The following is a 14,899-nucleotide window of genomic DNA, read 5'->3' as shown; positions in this document are numbered from 1 at the left end:
TTCATCATCATCGGCGGCGGCATCCTGGGCCTGTCCACCGCCATGCAGCTCATCCGGGCCTACCCCGACAGGAAGATGCTGCTGGTCGAGAAGGAAGACGGCCCGGCCCGCCACCAGACCGGCCACAACAGCGGCGTGATCCACGCCGGCGTCTATTACACCCCGGGCAGCCTCAAGGCGCGCTTCTGCCTGGAAGGCAACCGCGCCACCAAGGCCTTCTGCGACGAGCACGGCATCGCCTACGACACGTGCGGCAAGCTGCTGGTCGCCACCAACGACCTCGAACTGCAGCGCATGCAGGCGCTGTGGGAGCGCACCGAGGCTAACGGCCTGGAGCGCACCTGGCTCACGGCAGGGGAGCTGCGCGAGCGCGAGCCCAACATCACCGGCGTGGGCGGCATCTTCGTGCCCTCCAGCGGCATCGTCAGCTACGCCGAGGTCGCTGCCGCCATGGGCCGCGAGTTCGAGGACGCCGGCGGCGAGATCCGCTACGCCACGCCGGTCACCGGCCTGCAGGAACGCAGCGGCGAGGTCGTGGTGACCACCGGCCGGGGCGAGTTCACTGCCCGCCACCTGGTGTCCTGCTCGGGGTTGATGGCTGATCGCGTGGTGCGCATGCTGGGCATCGAGCCGGACTTCACCATCTGCCCGTTCCGCGGCGAGTACTACCGGCTGCCGGCTCGGCACGACCGCATCGTCAACCACCTGATCTACCCGATTCCCGACCCGTCGATGCCGTTTCTGGGTGTGCATCTGACGCGCATGATCGACGGCAGCGTCACGGTCGGCCCCAATGCGGTGCTGGCCTGGAAGCGCGAGGGTTACCAGAAGAGCGATATTTCCTTGGCGGATAGCCTGGCCATGCTTCGCCATCCGGGGATCCGCAAGGTGCTCAAGAGCAACCTGCGCCCGGGGCTGATCGAGCTGAAGAACTCGCTGTACAAGAAAGGCTACCTGGAAGAGGTGCGCAAGTACTGTCCGAGCCTGACGCTGGACGATCTCGAGCCCTATCCGGCGGGGGTGCGTGCCCAGGCGGTCTCCAACGCCGGCAAGCTGGTCGACGACTTCCTGTTCGTGAACACCCAGCGCACGGTCAACGTGTGCAACGCGCCGTCACCGGCGGCGACCTCGGCGATTCCCATCGGTGCGCATATCGTCGCGCAGGTCAGGGCGCAGGTCGAAGGCTAAGAGAAACCGGCCCGTATCGATGCCTTTCGGGAAGTGCCCTGCTGCGTTGCACGTTGCAGGGCGCTTGAGACGTTCAGAACAGGATCGCCAGCAATACCAGGCCCAGCCCAAGCAGGGCCACCACCCATACCATAGAGCGGATCCACGGGATGCCCAGCGCATAAAGCGGCACGTAGACGACACGAGCCAGGAAGTAGAGCCAGGCGCCCCATAGCGTCAACGCACCGGTCTGGCCACCGACATGAGCGATCAGGATCGCGCCGATGAACAGCGGCAGGGTCTCGAACAGGTTGCGCTGGGCCCGGAACAGCCGCGCGGTGATCTTGCCCATCGGTGGGCCGGGCTCGTCGCGCGGCCCGGTGTTGTAATCGATGCCGGTTTCCCGGTTGCGCCACATCGCGGGCAGCAGGATCTGGACGATGGCCAGTACCAGCGTCCAGGCGAGCAAGGTCAGTTCCGCGGTCATGGTAAAGGCTCCTGTGGTGACGGAGCCTTTACCTTAGCAGGCCTTGATGTTGCCCGTGGCCGACGGCGCCATGCTCAGAATGCCTCCCAGTCATCGTCGCCGCTGGGCACGGGGGCGTGGGTTTTCGCGATACGTGCCGGTGCCTGCCTCGCGCTCGACGACGAGGATGGCAGGGCGGTATCGGCACCTCTCGCATCGTCGCCGAGCACGAAGGCGTTGATCAGCTGACTCAGGCGCTGGGTGTGCTCGCGCATGGTGCCGGCGGAAGACGAGGTCCGCTGGACCATGGCCGCGTTCTGCTGGGTCATGGTGTCCATCTCGGCGACGGCGGTGTTGACCTGGCCGATGCCGCTGCTCTGCTCCCGGGCGCCGGCGCTGATCTCTACGATCACGTCGGTGACCCGCGCCACGCTGGCGACGATTTCCTGCATGGTCTGACTGGTGCTGCGTACCAGTTCGGCGCCCGACCGGGTATGGCCGGTGGAGGTGTCGATCAGCTCGCGAATCTCGCGCGAGGCATCGCCCGAGCGACTGGCCAGGGTGCGCACTTCCTGGGCGACCACGGCGAAGCCGCGGCCGTGTTCACCGGCCCGGGCGGCCTCCACTGAGGCATTGAGCGCCAGGATGTTGGTCTGAAAGGCGATCGAATCGATCATGGTGATGATCTCGCTGATCTTCGCCGCCGAGGCATCGATATCGTTCATGGTGCGCTCGACCTGATCCATCGATGCCTGGCCCTGGCGCGCCACGTCGGAGGTCGCCTGGACCAGCTGATTGGCCTGCTGGGCCGAATCGGCGCTATGGGCGACGGTAGAGGTGATTTCCTCCATCGAGGCCGAGGTTTCCTGCAGGTTGGCAGCGGCCTGGTCGGTGCGCGTCGCCAGTTCCTCGCTACTGCGGGCGATGTCGTTCGCGGCCCGCGACACCTGGAGCGTGCTGACGCGTACCTCGCGCAGGGTATCCTGCATGCGTGCCACGAAGGCATTGAACTGGATCGCCAGTTCGCCCACCTCATCGCGGCTCTCGACGACGAGGCGGCGGGTCAGGTCGCCCTTGCCCTCGGCAATGTCCTGCATGGCGCTGGCCGTGCGGCGGATCGGCTGGATGGTGCGGCGGGTCAGCCAGAAGGCGACGAGTGCCGCGCCGATGAACAGCACGGCCCCGATCAGCACGGTAGCGGTCATGACCTTGCGCAGTTCGGCGGCCTGGGCAGTTTCGACGACGGCCATGGCCTCGTCGATCTCGGTCATGTAGGTACCGGCACCGAGCATCCAGTCCCACTTGTCGATGCCCGCGGCATAAGAGTACTTGGTCTCGACCTCACCGCTGGCCGGGTGCGGCCAGGCATACTGATAATGGCCGCCGTCCTGCCTGGCGAGTTCGATCATGTCGCGGATCAGCAGGTTGCCGTGCTTGTCCTGGGTGCCGAGGGCATTCTTGCCGAGGCTTTCCGGCTTCATCGGCTGGACCAGAGTGGTACCGTCGTAGCCGTAGACGAAGACGTAGTTGTTGCCATCGAAGCGCAGGCTGCTCAGGATCTCCTTGGCGCGTGCCTGGGCCTCTGCATCGTCGGGACCGGACTCGGCGACGATCGGCGCAATGGCGGATTTCGCCGTTTCGATCACGTTCTGCACGGCGGCCTTGCGCGACTCGATCAGCATGGCCCGCTGTTCGGCCAGTGCGCTACGCGAGGCCTGGACCAGGTCATAGGCGACCACCCCGATCAGCGCGGCGGTCACCAGCAGCAGCGGGGTCAGCACCAGCAGCAAGACCTTGCCCTGCAAACTGAGTGAAAAGCCGCGGCGTCTCTTGTGGTTTGTTATGGCCATCAAGCGGATCTCCGTTGTCGTGTGTATAAGCTCCCTGTACGTGGTTATCGGCGTGATGACGGCATGATGGAGTTCGACCTTAGCCGGGGTCCATCGTCAGGAGCAGTCGCTTTTGACCCTTCTGCAGTACAGGACTTCGATGGACAAGCCCCCGATGCTCGTTACCTATCCAGCCGCTTCCCTTGAGTAGGCCAATGTCACCCGCTGTCAGCCGCTGGATAGCGTCGGGGTCGATAACAGGTTCGGGCTTCTCCGCGTTTGGAGCGCCCAGGCCGGCACGATTGACTGCCGTTTCGGGAAGCCACTCGCTCCCTGGACCGTAGTAGGTGGTTATCAGCCGTACGGGGAGATTGTCGCAGTGAAAGCGTGGGCACATGGCGGCATCCAGCAGGCGCAGGCGCACCCCGACCATGGAGGTGTCAAAGAGATCGCACACGGCCTGGGCCAGGAGCAGGATATCCTCGGCTAGCGCCGCTGCTGCATCTGGCGCGGGTAGCTGACGAAGCAGATCCTCGCGTAGCCCGTTGTCGGGATGACCCAGCCAGGCCAATTGCCAGGCGCGCTGTGTGGCACATTGGGCTTCGATGTCTGCTACCAGTGACGTGTCCAACGTACGGCGCATCACGGCGATATTGATAGCATCGTCGAATATGCGCGGTAACACCTCGACCTCGTCCCCCACAGCCCAATGGGGGGCACCGTGTCGACCGTTATCGTCATTCAAGCTATGGGAAAGCGCAGGCATTGGCATATCAGCTCCTCGGCAATTGCTTTTTTGTTATGATATAACATATCTTCTTTGGCTCAAGAATAGCGCCAACGCCAACCGACAACCCTGGCCGCCAAGGCAATGGTTCGCTTCGAGATGTTGAGGACGACGAGATGGAGCCTGCCGAAGAGGCACGCCTGCTGGCGATGTCCGATGACGCTTACATGAACGAGGAGCAGCTGGCTTTCTTTCGCTGCCGGCTGCTTACCGGAAAGACCCGCATCGCAAGTTATCTGTTGCTTCGACCCACGGCAACGTTGTGCCTGGAAGCCAAGGAACGCCAGGAGCAGCGGGAACACCACTATCGAAAGCTGAGAGGAGAATCTTGATGGAGTCGCTGCCAGAACCGCTACCGGTAACGGTGCTGTCCGGTTTCCTCGGTGCCGGCAAGACCACCTTGCTGAATCATATCCTGGCCAACCGGGAAGGACGCCGTGTCGCGGTAATCGTCAACGACATGAGCGAAATCAACATCGATGCGTCGCTGGTGCGCGGCATGGCCGGGGATGGCGATGCATCCGGCGGCGATGTGGCACTCAACCGTGCCGAGGAGCGCCTCGTCGAGATGAGTAATGGCTGCATCTGCTGCACGCTGCGAGAGGACTTGCTCGTCGAGGTACGCCAGCTGGCCCGGGAAGGGCGCTTCGATCACCTGGTGATCGAGTCCACGGGCATTTCCGAGCCCCTGCCGGTGGCCGAAACTTTCACTTTTACCGACGAGGACGGACAGAGCCTTTCTCAGGTGGCCCGGCTGGATACGCTGGTCACGGTGGTCGATGGGGCCAATTTCCTGGCCCAGTACCATGACGCGCAGTCCTTGGCCGAGGCAGGCGAAAGCCTGGGTGAGGGCGACGAGCGCAATGTCGCCGACCTGCTGGTCGATCAGGTGGAATTCTGCGACGTGCTGCTGATCAGCAAGATCGACCTGATCGATGCGCAACACCTGAATGAGCTGACGGCAGTGCTGCGTTCGCTCAACCCCGATGCCGAGCTGATACCCATGGCCCAAGGCCAAGTATCGTTGGACAAGGTGCTGGATACGGGGAGGTTCAGCTTCGAACGAGCCCAGCAGGCGCCGGGCTGGCTGAAAGAACTTCGCGGTGAGCATGTGCCGGAAACCGAGGAGTACGGAATTTCCAGTTTCGCCTATCACGCCCGGCGTCCTTTCCATCCCCAGAAATTCTACGACTTGCTGCACGGCGACTGGTTCGGCGGCAAGCTGCTGCGCTCCAAGGGCTTCTTCTGGCTGGCCAGCCGGCCCCAGTTCGCCGGGCAGTGGAGCCAGGCCGGCGGCATCGCCCGCTACGGCTTCGCGGGCATGTTCTGGAAGGCCGTGCCCGAGTCGCGCTGGCCCAAGGACCCGGAATATCGGGCCGCCATCATGCGCTACTGGCAGGAGCCCTTCGGCGACATGCGTCAGGAACTCGTGTTCATCGGCCAGGACCTGGACGAGACCCGGATACGTCAGGGGCTAGATGCGTGCCTGTTGAGCGATGAGGACATGCAGGCCGGCCACGAACACTGGCGTTCCCTTCCCGACCCGTTCCCCGCCTGGGATTGAGGAGGACGAACCGATGACACAGCACGAATTGATCGATGTGGCCCAGGGGGCATCCGTTGTCGACGGCACGCTGGCCTGGGTCGGCATGGAAGCCATTGCGCTGCCTTTCCAGGTGGGCGGTCAACCCGTCAACGGCCAAGTCTCGGCCGGTGTCTCGCTGGATGATCCCCTGACGCGCGGCATTCATATGTCGCGCCTCTACCTGGCGCTGGCCGAACTGGAGAATCAGGAACTGACGTTGCCGCGTGTGGCCGCGGTGCTGGAAAACTATCTGGACAGCCATGCGGCACTGTCCGATACCGCCTTCCTCGACCTGCGCGGCGAGGTGCTCATCAAGCGTCCGGCACTGATCAGCCCCTTGGCAGGCTGGAAGGCCTATCCTTTCACGTTGCGTTGTCGGCGGGATGGGCGCGGCCTGCAGGCCATGCTCGACCTGACGGTCGGCTACTCCTCGACCTGCCCCTGTTCGGCGGCCCTGGCGCGCCAGTTGATCCAGCAAGCCTTCGATGAAGATTTCACCGACATGCCGATATCCCGCGAAGCGGTCAGGGCATGGCTGGGCAGTGAACAGGGCATCCTCGCCACGCCGCACAGTCAGCGCAGCCAGGCTCACCTGTCGCTGCGTCTGGCCGATGGCATCGAGAAGCTGCCAATCGAGGCGCTGATCGACGATGTCGAACGCTCGCTCGGTACCGCCCTGCAGACAGCCGTCAAGCGCATCGATGAGCAGGCATTCACCCTGGCCAACGGCCAGAATCTGATGTTCTGCGAGGATGCGGCACGCCGCCTGCACCGCACCCTGCGGAGGCAGGCGAGCGTCGATGGCTTTCAGCTGCGCGTGGTGCATGCCGAAAGCCTGCATGCCCATGACGCGGTGGCACGCAGTGAATGGAACTGGACGAACGCTTGATCAGTGCCGCCCACCGGCCGAGGCAAGCGCACGTGACGCCTTGAGGCGCAGGTGGGCGGCGAGACTGGACAGGGCGAACAGGGTGGCGGCCAGGCTCACGATGGTGGGGCCGGTCGGGGTATCGAACCAATAGGCCGCCTGCAGCCCGCCGAGGGTGGAGGCGGTACCGATCGCTGCCGCGAGCAGCGCCATGGCCTCTGGGGTACGGCTGAACGGGCGTGCCGCCGCGGCGGGAATGAGTAGCAGGGCGGCAATCAGCAGGACGCCGACGACCTTCAGGGCAACAGCGACAACCACGGCGAGCGACAGGGTCAGGATAAGCTGCTCGCGCCGGGGATCGATACCGCTGGCGTGGGCCAGGTCAGTGTTTAGCGTGGAGGTCAGCAGGCGCGACCAGCGCCATCCCATCAAGGCCACGACTAGGGCGGCACCGCCCCAGATGATAGCCAGGTCGACCTTGCCGACGGCGAGAATGTCGCCGAACAGGTAGGCCATCAGGTCGATGCGTATGCCGGAGACGAAGGACACCGCGACCAGGCCGAAAGCCAGCGCCGAATGTGCCATGACGCCCAGCAGCGTATCCATGGCGTAACCCTTGCCGTTCAGTAGTGACACGATCAGGGCCATGAGCAGCGATACCACCAGTACGCCCGCAAAGATCGACGTGGAAAGCACCAGGGAGAGCGCCACGCCAAGAATTGCCGCATGTGCGGTGGCATCGCCGAAGAATGCCATGCGCCGCCACACGACGAAGCAGCCGAGCGGGGCGGCGGCGAGTGCTACGCCGACACCGGCCAGGGCGGCGCGCACCAGGAAATCGTCGAGAATCATGAGGAAAGCTCCAACGGAGTCGGGGCGTGGTGGTGGCGGTACAGTGCCAGGGCATCCTGGCTATCGTGACCGAACATGGCCCGGTATTCCGGTGATGCGGCAACCCGCTCGGGCGTTCCCGCGCAGCAGATCGAGCGATTCAGGCAGATGACCCGGTCCGAGGTTCGCATCACCACGTGCAGTTCGTGGCTGACCATCAACACGCCGCAGCCCAGCTCCTGGCGCACTTGTTCGAGCTGGCGATAGAAGTCGGCCGTGCCGCGGTGGTCGAGTCCCTGGGTCGCCTCATCGAGAATCAGCAGGCCGGGTGATTCCAGCAGGGCGCGGGCCAGCAGAACGCGCTGAAACTGGCCGCCTGACAGGTCGCTGACCTGGCGGTTGGCGTGCTCGGTAACCCCCGCGCGCGCCAGGGCCTGCTCGATCTCCCGTGCCGAGTGCCGTCGCGGCAATCCCATCAGTCGTGACACCGTCATCGGCAACGTGGCATCGAGGTGGAGACGCTGGGGGACGTAACCGATGGTGAGTCCCGGTGCCTTGGAAATGCTGCCCCGCGACGGAGGCAACGAGCCGATGATGCTTCTCAGCAGGGTCGTTTTTCCCGAGCCGTTGGGGCCGACGATGGTGACGATTTCACCCCGTTCGAGAGTGAGGTGAACCTCCTCCAGTATGCGTTGGCCGCCAAGGGCCACATCCAGGTGTTCAATCGTCAATAGTGTCATGGGATGTCCGGCATAGTCAGCGAAAGAGGATCGCCAATGATCGGGGGGCAATGCCCTCATTGAATTGTTATGTTATAACGTAGCTTTCCCTTGTCAATTGAATAGCCTGACCCAGGAGAATCCTCGTGCCTCTACGTACCCGCCATTATCTGATGTCTCTTGCATTGCTACCCGCTGTCGCTGCCGCCGACGTGCCATCCGTGGCGGTGGATATCCCGCCTGTTCACTCTCTGGTCAAGCGTGTGATGGGGGAGTTGGGTTCGCCTGATCTGGTCATTCAGCCCGGTGCATCGCCGCATGGCTATTCCATGCGCCCCTCGGAGGCAAGCGCACTCGATCGCGCCGATGTGGTGTTCTGGGTCGGCGCGGGCTTGACGCCTTGGCTGGCGGAGTCGATAGAGACGTTGGCCGACGATGCTGTCAGCGTGGAACTGATGGACGTGCCGGTTACGCGCAAACTCGAGTATCGGCAGGGAGCGACCTTCGAGCCGCATGATCATGGTGACCACGACCACGACCACGACCACGACCACGACCACGACCACGACCACGACCACGACCACGACCACGACCACGACCACGACCATGGCCACTCGCACGAGGGCACGAATCCCCATGGCTGGCTCGATCCGGTGAATGCCCAGGTCTGGCTCGACGCCATTGCCGACTCGCTGGCGAAACTTGATCCGGACAACGCGGTGACGTACCGGGAAAACGCTCGCCTTGGCAAGGCCGATCTCGCGGCGTTGACCGACGAATTGCAGGCGCAGCTCGCCGATGCCCGGGAGGCTCGTTTCATCGTCTTCCATGATGCCTATCAGTATTTCGAGAACCGGTTCGGCATCTCGGCAGCCGGTGCGATCTCCTTGGGTGATGCCTCGAAACCCAGCCCGGCACGCATCGACGAGTTACGTAACCTGGCTGGCGAACTCGACATCGATTGCGTCTTCAGTGAGCCCCAGTACAACCCGGCGCTAGTGGAAAGCGTCTTCGGTGATAGCGGCGTCAATACTTCCATCGTGGTCGATCCATTGGGTACGGAACTGTCGCTTGGCGAGCAGCTCTACCCCGATTTGCTCCATCATCTGGCCGATGCCGTGACGCGTTGCGGCTCCTGACAGAGGAGTGCGCTAGCCTCCCGTCATGTTCATGAAGCGCACCACCTGCACGTCGCCGTCGGTGGTGAAGTGATGGCGCTCGGGCTTGAGGCGCATGGCATCGACGATGGCCGCCTTGAGCCGTTCGCCGTCACCGGGGTGACGACGCATCACGCTGCGCAGGTCCAGGGAGTGCTCGTTGCCCAGGCACAGCAGCAGGCGGCCCTCGGCGGTGACGCGGACCCGGTTGCAGGTGCTGCAGAAGTTGTGGCTGTGCGGGGAAATGAAGCCGATGCGTGTGTCGCTGTCGGCCATGCGGTAGTAGCGCGACGGCCCCAGGGTGCTCTCGGTGGAAGGCAGCAGGGCATGGTGGCGTTCGATGAGCGCGCGCACGTCGTCGCTGGAACAGAAGGTGGCGGCGCGGTCATGTTCGGTGACCTGGCCCAGCGGCATCTCCTCGATGAAGCTGATGTCGAGCCGCTCGCGGCGGGCGAACTCGACCAACGCGGGTACCTCGTCGTCGTTACGACCCTTGAGGATCACCGCGTTGAGCTTGATGCGCGTGAAGCCGGCCTCGCGTGCGGCGCGGATGCCGTCGATCACCCGGCCGAGATCGCCGGTACGGGTCAGCGACCGGAAGCGCGCCGGGTCCAGGGTATCGAGACTGACGTTGAGCCGGCTGAGCCCGCCGCGCCGCAGGGCGTCGGCATGCCTGACCAGCCCGCTGCCGTTGGTAGTCATGGCGAAATCACGCAAGCCCGGCAGCGCGCCAATCGATTCGACCAGGTCGGCGATGCCATGGCGGACCAGCGGTTCGCCACCAGTCAGGCGGATCTTCTCCACCCCCAGTTCGACGAAGGCGCGCGACAGCGCGGTGATTTCCTCCAGCGTCAGTATCTGGGCGCGGGGCAGGAAGGTCATGTCCTCGCTCATGCAGTACACGCAGCGGAAATCGCAGCGGTCGGTCACGGAGAGGCGCAGGTAGCGGATACGGCGGCCGAAGCCATCCACGAGCGTGTTCATGCGTCACCTTCGCTGAATGCTTCGGCCTGCAGGGGCAGGCGAGCAATGAGCCGGCCCACGTCGTCGCAGACCTGGGTGATGGCGTCCTCGCTGTAGCGCTGGCCGCGCCGCTTGCGATAGCCCATCTCGTAGAGCCTGACGTGCTCGGTCATGTCGACACCCGCATTGTCGAGGCAGTGCTGGACGCAATGCATCTGGCAGCCGTCGATGGCGACAACTGGCCGGCCGGAACGTGCGGTGCGTACCAGGCCGGGCACGCCGCCGCCCACGCCGGCGATGCACGACATCTCGGCACGCCCGGCATGGTCCAGGCGCACCGCGACCTCGTTGGCCAACTGGGCCACGTCCGAGCAGCCCGAGCAGGAATACACCAGCGGGCGGGATTGGCGTGAAGCGGGCATAAGCGTCTCCTTGCGAAAATGTATGACGTCGGGCTAGTCGTTCAGCGCGCGCAGCTTGCTGCGATCGAGCACCACCAGCTGGTGGCGTTCGACGAGAATCGCCCCGGCCCGGCTCAGGCGGCTCAGCAGCCGGGAAAGTGTTTCGGGCGTCATGGCCAGTTGTGCCGCCAGCCAGCACTTGGGCACGCTCAGTCGAATGGCGTGCGGCAGCGAGGCGCCGAGCGGAAGCTGGCGCAGCAGGAAGCTGACCAGGCGTGCGCGGGCATCGGCCTGGGTCAGCAGGGCCATGTCTTCCAGGCGCTCGGTCAACTCCTGGGTCAGGCGCGACAGGAAAGCGCCACGACAGTGTTCGTGGGCCAGGCTGTCCTGGCAGCGGCTGGAGCTGATCGCCAGGACATGGGTGCGGCGCAGCGCCTCGGCGGAATACAGGTAGGTGGATTGCTGCGAGATCAGGCTCAGCTCGCCCAATGTGCCGCCGCGTTCCACGCAGCGAATCGTCGCCAGGCGACCGTCGTCGGTGGCACGCAGCAGGCGCACGGCACCACTGACCACGATGTAGATCCAGTGTGCCGGGGTCTGCTGTCGGAACAGCCACTCGCGGCCCTCGGCGACATGTACCCTGGCACCCTGCAGCAGAGACTCCAGGTCGTCCTCCGGCAACTGGGCCAGCCACGGCACATTGCGTACTAGGTCGCGCAGATAACGACGCTTGGCGACGGCATCAGACGGCGAATTGTGCAACGGGCAGGAACGCATAGGCGTTGCCCTCCAGTATCGGCATGTCGCCGGGCACCATCAGGTAGCCGTCCGCCTGGCAGGCCGCACCGAGCATGGCCGACCCCTGGCCGCCAGCCAGTCGGGCCACCGGCTCGTGTTCGTGGCGGTCGAGAACCACGCGAAGCAGTTCGCAACGACCCTGCGGGGCGCGGCGGCTGAAGCCGGCCTTGACCGGGAGCTGCTGCAACGGTCGTGGGCGGCGGCCCTGGCAGGCCTGCACGAAGGCCTGCCCCAGTACCTGCCAGGTCACCAGCGAGGCGACCGGGTTGCCGGGCAGGCCGAGCAACGGCACGTCACCACCGGCACGGTGCAGATGACCGAAGGCGAACGGCTTGCCGGGTTTCATCGCCACGCCATGGAAGTGCAGCTCGCCGAGTTCGGCGAGTACCGGGCGCACGTGATCCTCCTCTCCGGCCGAGACGCCACCGGTACAGATCACCACATCGGCGCAATCGCGTGCCTGGCTCAGTGCTTCGCGCAGAGCGCTGGCGGTGTCCGCGATGGTGCCAAGGTCGACAATCTCGCAGTTTTGCGGCTGGAGCAGGGCGCGCAGCATGACGCGGTTGCTGTTGTAGAGCTGGCCCGGGGCCAGCGGCGTGCCCGGCTCGACCAGCTCGTCGCCGGTGGAGATCAGCGCCACCCTGAGGCGGGCGGTGACCTCGACCTCGACAATGCCTTGGCTGGCCAGCAGCGCCAGGGCGGGGGCGTCGAGGCGCTGGCCGGCCGGCAGCAGCGCAGCCCCTTCGCCATACTCCTCGCCGCGTCGGCGAATATTGGCACCAAGTAGAGCCTCACCGTGCACATGCATGCGGCCTCGTGCGTCGAGCCGGCAGCGTTCCTGGGGAATCACGCAGTCGGCACCGGGAGGAATCGGCGCGCCGGTGAAGATACGCGCGCAACTGCCCTCGGCGAGCGGCGCCGGCGCGCAGCCCGCCGGAATCCGCTGGATGACCGGCAACCCGTCGGGGTGCGTGTCGAGATCGACAAGGCGCAGGGCGTAACCGTCCATGGCGCTGTTGTCGGCACCGGGCATGGCCAGGCGGGCATGGACCGGTGCGGCCAGGATGCGGCCCAGCGCGGCGTCGAGCGGGCAGGTCTCGCTTGCCGCCAAGGGGCGAGCGGCGGCCAGCAGACGCTGGCGGGCCTCGTCGAGATCGAGCAGGCCGGGCGTGAGGGTGGCGCAACTGACGCAACTCATGCCGGCTTCTCCGCGGTGAGCGTTTCAGTCACTGGCGACACCACGGACTGGCGACTGGCGCAGGGCGAGGCATCGGGGCGCACCATGGCCACGAAGTTGCAGGGCCGGGTACGGGCGTCGAGCTGCGAGGCAAGGATGCCATCCCAGGCCGTGGCGCAGGCCTTGGGCGAGCCCGGCAGGGCGAACACCAGGGTGCGGTTGGCAACGCCGCCGACGGCCCGTGACTGGATCGTCGAGGCACCGATGTCGGCCAGCGAGATTTGCCGGAAGAGCTCGCCGAACCCCTCGATGGCCTTGTCGAACAACGGCGCGAGCGCCTCCGGCGTGGTGTCGCGCGGGGTGAAGCCGGTGCCGCCATTGACCAGCACGGCATGGATGCCGTCGCGGGCGATCCACTCGGAAACCACCGCGCGGATACGGTAGATGTCGTCCGGCACGATGCGCCGGTCGCTCAACCAGTGGCCGGCCTCGATGAGGCGCGCGCAGAGCAGGTCGCCACTGCCGTCCTGATCGAAACCGCGGGTGTCGGAGACCGTCAGCACCGCAATGTTGAGCGGCACGAACGGGGCATCGGCGTGTACGTGGGCCATGGAATTCTCCTCGTAGTTACTGCATCAGTGCGCCGGCGCTTTCGTCATCCAGCGCCACACCGCTGACGCCCAGGCGCGCTTCCAGCGCCAGCAGGTAGTGACGCAGGGCGCGGCGTGTGGCCTGCTCGCGCAGGGTGTGGCGCACACGCTCGGCAGCCTCGATGTAGGACACGGCACGTCCACCATCGCGACGGTCGACGCTGACCACGTGCCAGCCGTAGCGCGAGGCCAGCGGCCGGTCGTGGAGTCCTTCCGGCAAGCGCTGCAGGGCGCGGTCCAGTTCGGCCACGGTCTGTCCCGGTGTCAGCCAGCCCAGCTCGCCACCGTCGTCCTTGGAGGGGCAGGCGGAGTGGCGCTGGGCGAACTCGGTGAAGCGCTCAGGCACGGTTTGAAGTTCAGCGACGAGATCCTGGCCCAGGCGGTACTGGCGGTCGCGGGCGTCGGCGTCGTCCGGCGCAGCCGCCAGCAGGATATGACGGACCGACAGGCGTACCGGCTCGCTGAAGCGCTCGGCGTTGGCCTCGAAATAGCGCCGGCAGTCGGCCTCGGCGGGCTCCGGCACGTCAAGCTCCGTGTCCAGCAGGGCGGCCAGGGCCGCCTCCTCGCTGTCCTCGACCTCCCAGCCCAGCTCGTCGCAGCGCTGGCGCAGCAGCTCGCGCACGACCAGGGCGCGTGCAGCCTGAAGCTGGGCGTCTTCCACGGAGTCGGCCTGGTGGTACTGCATCTCCCGGGCGATATCCTCGGCGGGGATGTTCACGTCGCCGACCCACACCGGCGGGATCGCCATGGCCTGTGCGTTGGCGGGCAGGGTTTCGAGCGGAATCAGTTGCATCTCATTTTCCTCCGTCTCAGGTCCGGCGACGGACAATTTGATAGCGACGGCCGACGTACCCCAGCGGCGCGCTCCACACATGCACCAGGCGGGTGAACGGGAACACCAGCACGATGGTCAGGCCGAGCAGGATGTGCAGCTTGTAGATCAGCCCGATCTCGGCCAGGTGCTCGGCAGCGCCGCCCTTGAAGAACACGATGGACTGCGCCCACTCGGCGAGATTCAGCATCGCGCCACCGTCGAGGTGGCCCATGGCGGGAATGATGGTCAGCAGGCCCAGCGACACCTGGGCGACCAGCAGCGCCAGGATCACGATGTCGGCACGGCTGGAGGTGGCGCGAACGCGCGGGTTGGTCAGGCGGCGATGCAGCAGCATGGCGCCGCCGACCAGGCACATCACGCCGGCGATGCCGCCGACGATGATGGCAATGACCTGCTTGGTGCCGGCGCTGATGAACGGTGCGTAGACCCAGTGCGGGGTGAGCAGCCCGACCAGGTGACCGAAGAAGATCACCAGGATGCCGATGTGGAACAGATTGCTCCCCAGGCGCATCTGGTGCTTGGAGAGCATCTGGCTGGAGCCGGTCTTCCAGGTGTACTGGCCGTGGTCGAAGCGCAGCAGGGCACCGGCGAGGAAGATGGTACCGGCCACATAGGGATACAGGCCGAACAGCAGTTCATTGAGGTAGTTCATGACGGCAGGCTCCT

Annotated in this window: 17 protein-coding genes; 5 read left to right on the top strand and 12 right to left on the bottom strand. The window is 65.4% G+C overall.

The window, feature by feature from the left end; translation table 11 throughout:
* On the top strand, window positions 1-1,188 hold a 1,188-nt coding region (gene lhgO, locus BM194_RS14250; RefSeq protein WP_092847976.1), incomplete at its 5' end, for an L-2-hydroxyglutarate oxidase.
* Window positions 1,189-1,261: 73 nt separating this feature from the next.
* Here the strand turns inward: lhgO and BM194_RS14245 are convergent.
* From BM194_RS14245 to BM194_RS14235, 3 genes are all read right to left on the bottom strand, one after another.
* The gene (locus BM194_RS14245; protein ID WP_092847971.1) at window positions 1,262-1,654 is read right to left on the bottom strand and encodes an MAPEG family protein; all 393 of its coding nucleotides are present in this window, start codon (window positions 1,652-1,654) and stop codon (window positions 1,262-1,264) included.
* Between the two features lie 74 nt (window positions 1,655-1,728).
* Window positions 1,729-3,483 (bottom strand): methyl-accepting chemotaxis protein, encoded by a 1,755-nt coding sequence (locus tag BM194_RS14240; protein ID WP_092847968.1) that lies wholly within the window; start codon window positions 3,481-3,483, stop codon window positions 1,729-1,731.
* Window positions 3,484-3,562: 79 nt separating this feature from the next.
* Window positions 3,563-4,228, bottom strand: a complete 666-nt coding sequence (locus tag BM194_RS14235) for a DUF1826 domain-containing protein (protein ID WP_092847965.1) — start codon at window positions 4,226-4,228, stop codon at window positions 3,563-3,565.
* A 137-nt stretch (window positions 4,229-4,365) separates the two neighbouring features.
* On the opposite strand from BM194_RS14235, the gene BM194_RS21140 reads away from it, so the two are divergent.
* Genes BM194_RS21140 through folE2 form a run of 3 tightly spaced genes read left to right on the top strand, consistent with a single transcriptional unit; the run spans window position 4,366 to window position 6,723 of the window.
* Window positions 4,366-4,581, top strand: a complete 216-nt coding sequence (locus BM194_RS21140) for a hypothetical protein (RefSeq protein ID WP_092847960.1) — start codon at window positions 4,366-4,368, stop codon at window positions 4,579-4,581.
* Window positions 4,581-5,813, top strand: a complete 1,233-nt coding sequence (gene zigA, locus BM194_RS14225) for a zinc metallochaperone GTPase ZigA (protein ID WP_092847957.1) — start codon at window positions 4,581-4,583, stop codon at window positions 5,811-5,813. Before BM194_RS21140 ends, zigA begins: the two co-directional genes overlap by 1 nt.
* A gap of 13 nt (window positions 5,814-5,826) precedes the next feature.
* Entirely contained in the window at window positions 5,827-6,723 is an 897-nt protein-coding gene (gene folE2 / locus BM194_RS14220; protein ID WP_092847955.1) for a GTP cyclohydrolase FolE2, read from the top strand.
* Here the strand turns inward: folE2 and BM194_RS14215 are convergent, their stop codons facing one another.
* Window positions 6,724-7,554: a metal ABC transporter permease gene (locus tag BM194_RS14215; protein WP_177223418.1), complete on the bottom strand. Its 831-nt coding sequence runs from the start codon at window positions 7,552-7,554 to the stop codon at window positions 6,724-6,726.
* Complete coding sequence (locus tag BM194_RS14210; protein WP_092847953.1) at window positions 7,551-8,273, bottom strand: metal ABC transporter ATP-binding protein; 723 nt, start codon at window positions 8,271-8,273, stop codon at window positions 7,551-7,553. Before BM194_RS14210 ends, BM194_RS14215 begins: the two co-directional genes overlap by 4 nt.
* A 125-nt stretch (window positions 8,274-8,398) precedes the next feature.
* Between BM194_RS14210 and BM194_RS14205 the strand changes: the two genes are divergently transcribed.
* Window positions 8,399-9,391: a zinc ABC transporter substrate-binding protein gene (locus tag BM194_RS14205; RefSeq protein WP_244890977.1), complete on the top strand. Its 993-nt coding sequence runs from the start codon at window positions 8,399-8,401 to the stop codon at window positions 9,389-9,391.
* Window positions 9,392-9,403: 12 nt separating this feature from the next.
* Here BM194_RS14205 and moaA read toward each other — a convergent pair whose 3' ends face one another.
* Genes moaA through narI form a run of 7 tightly spaced genes read right to left on the bottom strand, consistent with a single transcriptional unit; the run spans window position 9,404 to window position 14,885 of the window.
* The gene (moaA, locus tag BM194_RS14200; protein WP_092847947.1) at window positions 9,404-10,393 is read right to left on the bottom strand and encodes a GTP 3',8-cyclase MoaA; all 990 of its coding nucleotides are present in this window, start codon (window positions 10,391-10,393) and stop codon (window positions 9,404-9,406) included.
* On the bottom strand, window positions 10,390-10,794 hold the full coding sequence (locus BM194_RS14195) for a putative zinc-binding protein (RefSeq protein ID WP_092847944.1): 405 nt from the start codon (window positions 10,792-10,794) through the stop codon (window positions 10,390-10,392). Before BM194_RS14195 ends, moaA begins: the two co-directional genes overlap by 4 nt.
* A 33-nt stretch (window positions 10,795-10,827) precedes the next feature.
* On the bottom strand, window positions 10,828-11,550 hold the full coding sequence (locus BM194_RS14190; RefSeq protein WP_092847942.1) for a Crp/Fnr family transcriptional regulator: 723 nt from the start codon (window positions 11,548-11,550) through the stop codon (window positions 10,828-10,830).
* The gene (locus BM194_RS14185) at window positions 11,516-12,769 is read right to left on the bottom strand and encodes a molybdopterin molybdotransferase MoeA (RefSeq protein ID WP_092847940.1); all 1,254 of its coding nucleotides are present in this window, start codon (window positions 12,767-12,769) and stop codon (window positions 11,516-11,518) included. Before BM194_RS14185 ends, BM194_RS14190 begins: the two co-directional genes overlap by 35 nt.
* The gene (moaB, locus tag BM194_RS14180; RefSeq protein ID WP_092847938.1) at window positions 12,766-13,359 is read right to left on the bottom strand and encodes a molybdenum cofactor biosynthesis protein B; all 594 of its coding nucleotides are present in this window, start codon (window positions 13,357-13,359) and stop codon (window positions 12,766-12,768) included. Before moaB ends, BM194_RS14185 begins: the two co-directional genes overlap by 4 nt.
* Before the next feature lie 16 nt (window positions 13,360-13,375).
* Entirely contained in the window at window positions 13,376-14,191 is an 816-nt protein-coding gene (locus BM194_RS14175) for a peptidylprolyl isomerase (RefSeq protein WP_092847935.1), read from the bottom strand.
* A gap of 16 nt (window positions 14,192-14,207) precedes the next feature.
* Window positions 14,208-14,885 carry a respiratory nitrate reductase subunit gamma gene (gene narI / locus BM194_RS14170; RefSeq protein WP_092847933.1) on the bottom strand — a complete coding sequence of 226 codons (678 nt, stop codon included), beginning with the start codon at window positions 14,883-14,885 and terminating at the stop codon, window positions 14,208-14,210.
* Window positions 14,886-14,899 lie beyond the last annotated feature (14 nt).

It is taken from the genome of Modicisalibacter xianhensis (assembly GCF_900113605.1).
Classification (GTDB): Bacteria; Pseudomonadota; Gammaproteobacteria; order Pseudomonadales; family Halomonadaceae; genus Modicisalibacter; species Modicisalibacter xianhensis.
Note: the sequence above shows the minus strand (reverse complement) of the source record. Positions and strands in the feature narration are given on the sequence as shown.